Origin of the sequence: Aequorivita sinensis (assembly GCF_006346335.1) — a bacterium.
In the GTDB taxonomy this organism is placed as follows: domain Bacteria; phylum Bacteroidota; class Bacteroidia; order Flavobacteriales; family Flavobacteriaceae; genus Aequorivita; species Aequorivita sinensis.
Window position 1 is genome coordinate 82,048 of sequence record NZ_VDMC01000010.1, and the last position, 6,377, is coordinate 88,424.

Here is a 6,377-nt window from a genome sequence, read left to right on the forward strand (position 1 = left end):
ATTTAAATCACAAATGAAAGGAGTTCTCCTAGTAAATCTCGGTTCACCTGATAGCACCGACCCGAAAGACTTAAAAAAATATCTTGACGAGTTTTTGATGGATCCACGGGTTATTGACGTTCCCTTTTGGCTTCGCTCTTTTATAGTAAGAGGGATTATATTAAACACACGACCTAAGAAATCAGCCGAAGCTTACAAAAAGATTTGGTGGGATGAGGGGTCTCCTTTAATTGTAATTTCAGAACGACTTCAAGAAAAAATTCAGAAAAAAATTACAATTCCTGTTGCTTTGGCCATGCGTTATGGAAGTATGACCTTAAAAAAAGGGCTACAAGAATTGGTTGATCAAGATGTGGATGAAGTTTTAACGATTCCTTTATACCCGCAATTTGCAATGGCTACAACCGAAACCATTGATGTGAAAGTGGAAGAACTAAAAAAGGAGTTTTTTCCGCAACTTGAAATAACATCACTTCCGGCTTTTTACAATAAGCCAGAATATATTGAAGTACTTTCAAAAAGTATTGCCGAAAGTTTGGAAGGTGTAGATTATGAGCATTTGCTGTTTAGTTATCACGGTGTCCCTGAACGACATATTTACAAAAGAGATATAACTAAAAGTCATTGTAAAATAGACGGCAGCTGTTGTGTAACAGATTCTCCAGCCCACGAATATTGCTATCGTCATCAATGTTTTAAAACAACCGAATTAGTTGCCGAAAAGTTAAACTTAAAACCTGGAACATATTCTAATGCCTTTCAGTCGCGTTTAGGTTTTGATCCTTGGTTAAAACCACCTACAGACAGAACAATTGAAAGATTTGGATTAGAAGGAGCTAAAAAAATTGCAGTTGTAACACCTGCTTTTGTGAGTGATTGCCTAGAAACACTGGAAGAAATCGCTATGGAAGGAGAAGAAATTTTTCACGAAGCTGGCGGAAAAGAATTCACAACAATACCTTGTCTAAACGATCGTGACGATTGGGTTGATGTTTTAACAGGATGGATTGACCAATGGAGAATTGCAGATGTAAAAACGGCAATTGCCTAATTGAACCATATCTCTTTATATAAAGAGAATGCAATTTTCAGGGTAATAAATTTTCAGAAACTATATGAAACCTAATCAGTCTGATGCTCTTGGCACCGATGCTATTGGTAGCTTATTGGTAAAACAAGCTTTACCCGCATCAATCGGAATTTTAGTGATGTCACTCAATGTAGTGGTAGACACTATTTTTGTTGGGAATTGGATTGGTTCTATTGCCATTGCAGCAATAAATGTAGTTCTACCTGTATCATTTTTTATTGCCGCTTTGGGTATGGCAATTGGTATTGGAGGATCTTCTATTATATCTAGAGCTTTAGGTTCTAACAACAGAGCGAGAGCTCTTAAAACTTTTGGAAATCAAATCACACTAACGCTATTGCTTACTGTAGCAATGGTGATTTTTGGATTAACTTTTATTAACGATTTAATTCCAGCTTTCGGAGGTAAAGGCGACATATTTGAGCCTGCAAAAATTTATTATCGCATAGTATTATACGGAGTGCCCCTTCTCGCCCTTAGTATGATGGGAAACAATGTAATCCGCGCTGAAGGGAAACCAAAATTCGCAATGATTGCGATGATTATTCCTTCTATAGGGAACCTCCTTTTAGACTATATTTTCATTTATATCTTCGATATGGGGATGGCAGGTGCCGCATGGGCGACCACTATTTCATACTCCTTATCTTTCTTTTACATACTTTATTATTTCTTAAGCGATAAAGCTGAACTAAAAATAAACTGGTCACATTTTGGTTTAGACCTTCCCATTTTAAAGGAAATATCGGCTTTAGGATTTGTAACCTTAGCGAGGCAGGCAGTAGTTAGTGTAACCTACCTGTTAATGAATAATATTCTCTTTAATTTTGGCGGTGAAGCTTCAGTTGCAGCCTATGGAATTATTGGGAGAATGTTGATGTTTGCACTCTTCCCAGTTCTAGGAGTTACCCAAGGATTTTTACCTATCGCAGGTTATAATTATGGCGCAAATAAATACAAACGCGTAAGAGAAAGCATTAACACAGCCATATTATACGCAGGAGGATTAGGGATTTTAATTTTCATAATAATAATGTCGTTTCCTGAAGCCATAACTTCCGTATTTACTAATGACCCCGACATTCTTTCAGAAACCCCACATTATATGCGCTGGGTGTTTGCTGCTACTCCTATTATCGCAATTCAACTTATAGGTTCGGCATACTTTCAAGCAGTTGGAAAAGCAGTTCCCGCTTTACTGCTAACATTAACAAGGCAAGGTTTTTTCTTTATCCCATTAATATTTATTCTGCCACATTACTTTGGTGAATTAGGGGTTTGGATTTCTTTCCCTGTGGCAGATATACTGTCTACTATCGTTACTGGATATTTTTTAAATAGAGAAATTCGAAAAACCCTAAAAGAATAAATATTAAAAGGTTACTTTTAAACTGTTTTTCTATACTATTTCAATGGAACAATACTACCTATACATAAAATCATTACACCTTATTTTTATAGTTACTTGGTTTGCAGGACTTTTTTATATAGTTCGCTTGTTTGTCTATCAAATTGAAGCTTCACAAAAACCTTCTCCTGAAAAAGAAATTTTAGGAAAACAACTCAACATAATGGCTTCTCGATTATGGAATATCATTACTTGGCCAAGTATGATTCTAGCAGTATTTTTCGGAATATGGCTTATTAGTATGCGAATGTTTTGGCTTACAGATGCTTGGATGCAAGTAAAATTAGCGTTTGTAGTCGCACTTATTATTTATCACTTTAAGTGCCATCAAATTTTTAAACAACTTCAAAAAGGGGTAATTAAACACACTTCAAATTCAATGCGACTCTTTAATGAAGTGCCGACCATCATTCTCTTTGCTGTTGTATTCTTAGTAATCCTAAAAAGTGCTGTAAACTGGATTTACGGAACTGTAGGAATCATCGCTTTTTCTATGTTATTGATGATGGGATATAAAATGTATAAAAGAATTAGAGAAGAAAAGAACAATTAAGAATTATGAAATTTAAATTCTGAATTAAAGCGGATTAATTATTGCTATCTTTCTTCTTCAAAATGATATAAGTGTACTTTTATAAAAAATCGCTACGTACTAGAATCTTTCTCTCCATGATTTTCTTAGTCATTGGAGCCTCAGTACTTATTGTTATTGTTACCGTTAATCAGTACAAAACAGAAGCTGAAGATTATCATCGTGATCGATTGTTACGTAAAGAATCGGCTATTCGTGCTAACATTAAATACGTATTAGACAATACTACCTATCCCGAAGAAACAAACCAAATTCCTCTAATTTTTAAGGATAAGATTTACGAAATAAAAGATATCCACGGACTCGAAATTTTCCTTTACGACCTCGATGGGAATCTTTTAAAATCTTCAAGACCTTCTTTTTTCAGAGATACAGTCTCACAAAAAATCCCAGACTTAGTTTTGGATAAGCTTCAAAATTCATCAAATAAAAACTATATAAAAGCATTTGAAGAAGGAGGCCAAAAATACCAATCGTCTTACACTTACATTACAGATAGTTATTTTAAACCCTTAGCGATACTTAACCTACCGTATATAGAAGACGACGACCTAATCAACAAAGAGCTTATAGACTATCTCTACAGGCTTGGAATCGCCTATTTACTAATGTTATTAGTGGCGATTGCAATGGCATATTTTCTTTCAAAATATATTACTCGATCTTTAAAGGAAATAAGTGAAAAGTTAGCAGAAACCCGTTTTGATACTCGAAACAAGAAAATACATCTTAGCGACACTCCTTCCGAAATCTCAACACTTATCAATGCGTATAATAGAATGATTGACGAATTGGAAAAAAGTGCCGCACAGCTCGCAGCTAGCGAACGTGAAACTGCTTGGCGTGAAATGGCAAAGCAAGTAGCACACGAAATTAAAAATCCGCTTACCCCTATGCGACTTACAGTTCAGAGTTTTGAACGGAAATTTGATCGGAACGACCCAGATATTGAACAAAAAATTGCTGAGTACACCAACACCATGCTTCAGCAAATAGACACTTTGAGCTCCATTTCTTCGGCATTTTCAACCTATGCAAAAATGCCAGCACAGCAAGATGAAACACTAAACGTAGTTAAAATCACAAAATTAGCCTTAGAGATTTTTACTGAAGATTATATATATTTCTTTTCAGAAGAAGAGGAAGTTCGCGTACTATTCGACAGAACCCAGCTAGTTAGGGTGGTTACCAATTTGGTTAAAAACAGTATTCAATCTATTGAGCAGAAAAACCCTGAAGAGCCACGAATTGATGTGGAAGTAATAGCTAAAGAAGCTTTCGTAAGTATACGCGTTACAGACAATGGAATTGGCGTACCTAACGAAAACAAAGAAAGAATTTTTGAACCGCAATTTACCACTAAATCTAGCGGAATGGGACTTGGCTTGGGAATGGTGAAAAATATAGTTGAGAGATACGGCGGAACAATATCGCTAACTTCGACTTCAGAAAGTACCACTTTTGAAGTTTCATTCCCAGCAATACAATAGGATTTTAGTAGCTTTGTGGTAACAAATTTTATAAACGTAATTTCTTGCTGTCGCCGAAATAAAATTCCGTACAGATTGGCATCTGCAACTAATAGAATCGAGACCTTAAACTGAAAAAAGTTAGTGTAAATACGAAAAAGATTATCTAAAAAAATATAAAATGAGCTATCAAAACATACTTACCGAAACTGATAATGGGATTACTACCATCACAATTAATCGTCCATCAAAGTTAAACGCTTTAAACTGTGAAACTATACAAGAACTTCACAATGCTTTTAAAGAAGCAGATGAATCTTCAGAGACAAAAGTGATTATTGTTACTGGTAGTGGAGAGAAAGCTTTCGTAGCAGGTGCGGATATTAGTGAATTTGCAGATTTTTCAATAGCTGAAGGTGGAAATCTTGCCGCTAAAGGCCAAGAATTACTTTTCGACTTTGTTGCAAACCTAACAACGCCTGTAATTGCAGCTGTTAATGGTTTTGCTCTTGGTGGCGGCTTGGAATTAGCTATGGCAGCGCACTTCCGTATAGCTTCAGACAATGCTAAAATGGGATTACCAGAAGTTTCACTAGGTGTAATTCCTGGATATGGAGGTACACAACGCCTTCCTCAGCTGGTTGGTAAAGGTCGTGCTATGGAAATGATTATGACAGCGGGAATGATTGATGCTAACCAAGCCTTGCAGTACGGATTAGTAAATCAAGTAACTACTCCTGAAGCGTTAATTGAAACTACTGAAAAGATTGCTGGGAAAATTATGAGAAACTCCTCTGTTGCAATTAAATCGGCTATAAAAGCGATAAACGCTAATTACGAAGACGGCGTTAACGGATTTAATGTTGAAATTGAAGAATTCGGAAACTGCTTTGGTACCGAAGACTTTAAGGAAGGAACACAAGCATTTCTTAATAAGAGAAAACCAGATTTTCCAGGTAAATAATACCAAGTAAGATATTCAATTTAAAGCCTAGCATTCTTGCTAGGCTTTTTGTTTTTTAACAAGGACTTACTACATGTTTATCTGAAAAACTCCACACTTTTCTTAGGAAAAAATTGTTTTCAACCCATTTATTACAATTTTAAATATTAAGTGTTTTTAGACTCCTAAAAACGCAACGAATAACGGGTTCAAAACTGACAAGTTCTGACAGAAAATTAGATTAAAAGTTTGCGAAATATAAACAACGTAATATTTTGACCTGTGAGAGTATTTTTAGAAATGAATAATTATTAACCTAAATATATTTTATATGACTAACATTACATTCAATGAATTGCTTAACGAGCACAAACACCTTTTAAAGGACTCTACTTACGTAAAAGTATATGATTTTTATATAAGTGGAAATACAGATCATGAAAAGCTTCAAGGTATATTATTTCACGAAGAAACCGATTGGATTTACGATTCAAGTTGGGACAAATCGGATAGAGCCAATGGAAAAAACCCAATGAGACAAGAATACACCGATAAAATGAATAAAAAAGGACCTCATTAGGTGTTAGTCCGCTTACTGAAAATGGATATAATCCAGATAAAACATCTAAGAATTTCTGTATTTCGATTATAAAAAACTCGCCAAAGCACAGAGATCTTTAGCATTATAAGTGAATTTTCGAGTTTCAGGATTTTCGTGAAAAGCTATCCGTAAATCAAGGTTTGAAGTATAGCCAATGTAAAACCGGATCATTCTCAAAAGTTGTGTGTGAATTGAAATAGAATTCTGATTTTTGTTTTTTAAAACAAAGCTTTGGACAATTATCTAGACCTACTGAAACTTATCCTGCCTGAAT

General features: G+C 35.1%; 6 protein-coding genes. All 6 read left to right on the forward strand.

Annotated features, from left to right (window positions below; genetic code table 11):
* Positions 1-13: 13 nt before the first annotated feature.
* The 6 genes from hemH to FHP04_RS11040 all read left to right on the forward strand — a co-directional run bounded on the left by hemH (position 14) and on the right by FHP04_RS11040 (position 6,082).
* Positions 14-1,051 carry a ferrochelatase gene (hemH, locus tag FHP04_RS11015; protein WP_139856194.1) on the forward strand — a complete coding sequence of 346 codons (1,038 nt, stop codon included), beginning with the start codon at positions 14-16 and terminating at the stop codon, positions 1,049-1,051.
* Between the two features lie 64 nt (positions 1,052-1,115).
* Entirely contained in the window at positions 1,116-2,459 is a 1,344-nt protein-coding gene (locus FHP04_RS11020) for an MATE family efflux transporter (protein ID WP_139856195.1), read from the forward strand.
* A 43-nt stretch (positions 2,460-2,502) separates the two neighbouring features.
* Positions 2,503-3,051, forward strand: coding sequence for a CopD family protein (locus FHP04_RS11025; RefSeq protein WP_139856196.1), 549 nt, complete (start codon positions 2,503-2,505; stop codon positions 3,049-3,051).
* A 116-nt stretch (positions 3,052-3,167) separates the two neighbouring features.
* Complete coding sequence (locus tag FHP04_RS11030) at positions 3,168-4,580, forward strand: sensor histidine kinase (protein ID WP_246051422.1); 1,413 nt, start codon at positions 3,168-3,170, stop codon at positions 4,578-4,580.
* Between the two features lie 160 nt (positions 4,581-4,740).
* Positions 4,741-5,523 (forward strand): enoyl-CoA hydratase/isomerase family protein, encoded by a 783-nt coding sequence (locus tag FHP04_RS11035; protein WP_139856198.1) that lies wholly within the window; start codon positions 4,741-4,743, stop codon positions 5,521-5,523.
* A 310-nt stretch (positions 5,524-5,833) separates the two neighbouring features.
* Entirely contained in the window at positions 5,834-6,082 is a 249-nt protein-coding gene (locus tag FHP04_RS11040) for a hypothetical protein (RefSeq protein WP_139856199.1), read from the forward strand.
* The last annotated feature ends 295 nt before the right edge of the window (positions 6,083-6,377 follow it).